1 protein-coding gene is annotated in these 1,536 nt (G+C 71.7%); it reads left to right on the top strand.

The annotated features are described in order from the left end of the window. Positions 1–85: 85 nt before the first annotated feature. Positions 86–1,536, top strand: a 1,451-nt coding sequence (locus ACFXA3_RS42350) for a GDSL-type esterase/lipase family protein (protein ID WP_385196838.1), incomplete at its 3' end; no start/stop codon positions are given.

Consider the following 1,536-nt stretch of genomic DNA (forward strand, 5'->3'; position numbering starts at 1 on the left):
CGTCCCGACCCTGCAATGTGACGCCGCGATGATATGGGGCTGAGCGGTGCGGGGGCCCGGCTTCGCCGCCTCGGAGAGGACCCGCATGAAACGCCGCATCGCCGTACTCGCCGCGCTCGCCGCCGCCTCCACCACACTGCTGCCCGCCGTCACCTCGGCGCCCGCATCCGCCGCCGGCCAGCTTCCGGCCGTCCGCGTCATGCCGCTCGGCGACTCGATCAGCTACGGCGAGGGCAGCTCGACCCTCGGCGGCTACCGCCAGCCGCTGCGCGAGCTGGTCGCCGGGCAGTCGCGCTACACCGTGGACTTCGTCGGCTCCCTCGCCCACGGCCCGACGGCCGATGCCGAGCACGAGGGCCACGCCGGGTACACCGTCGGCCAGGTCCGTTCGGGCGTGGAGCGCTGGATCCCGGCCGCCGCGCCCGACGTCGTCCTGCTCCACATCGGTCTCAACGACCTCAACCAGGGTGCCGACCCCGACCGTACGGCCGACCAGACGCGGGACCTCGTCGACCGGATCTTCGCCTTGCGGCCCGGTGCCACGGTGATCGTGCAGGGTCTCGTCCCCTCCACCCCGGGCTGGAACTATCAGGACCTGTCCCAGCCCATCGCGCGCTACAACCAGCGGCTCAAGGAGCTGGAGGCGGCGCAGCAGCAGTCGGGCCGGCACTTCCGCTTCGTGGACGCGCCCGCGCTGACCCCCGCCAACCGGGCGGACGCCGGCCACCCCGCGCAGATGGCCGACGGCCTGCACCCGAACGACCGCGGTTACACCGAGCTGGCCCGGGCCTTCTTCACGCCACTGGACCAGGCCCGTACCGCGGGCTGGTTCACGGGCGGACCGGTGCGCCCCGGCCCCCCGCGGCCGAAGAACACCGTCCACCTTCAGCGGGTGGCGCCGGACGGCGCCCTCGCCAACGCGGAGGGCGACTACGCGGCCGGCTCGTGGAGCGGCTGGGGCGACTTCGGCGTCACCGGGATGAAGGAGATCACCAGTGCCCCGACGGGTTCGGTGAACCGGGTGTTCGCGATCGGCGGGGACGACCGGGTCTACGAGAACGACGGTGACTACGCGGCCGGCGCGTGGTCGGGCTGGTTCCAGCTGAAGGATGCTCCGCAGGCCAAGGCGATTTCGGCGTCTTCCGACGGGAACACCGTGCACTTGGTGGTCGTCGGGGCGGACGGGCAGTTGTACAACGCGGACGGGGATTACTCGGCGGGCAAGTGGAACGGGTGGACCGGTCATGGTGGTACGGGTCTGAAGCGGGTGACCAGCGCGACGACCGCGGACCACGTCAACCACATCTTCGCCACCGACGCCAACGACCGGATCGTCGAGCTCGACGCCGACTACGCGGCGGGCAAGTGGGGGAACTGGGGTACGGCCGGCCCCACCGGTGGCTTCAACGCCCTCGACATCGCGGCGTCGGTGGCCGGAAAGGTCGTGCACCTGGGGGCGATCGGCCAGGACGGCAACTGGTACAACACGGACGGTGACTTCGCCGGTGGTTCCTGGAACGGCTGGTGGAACGGCGG

The organism is Streptomyces sp. NPDC059456 (genome assembly GCF_042750055.1).
Classification (GTDB): Bacteria; Actinomycetota; Actinomycetes; order Streptomycetales; family Streptomycetaceae; genus Streptomyces.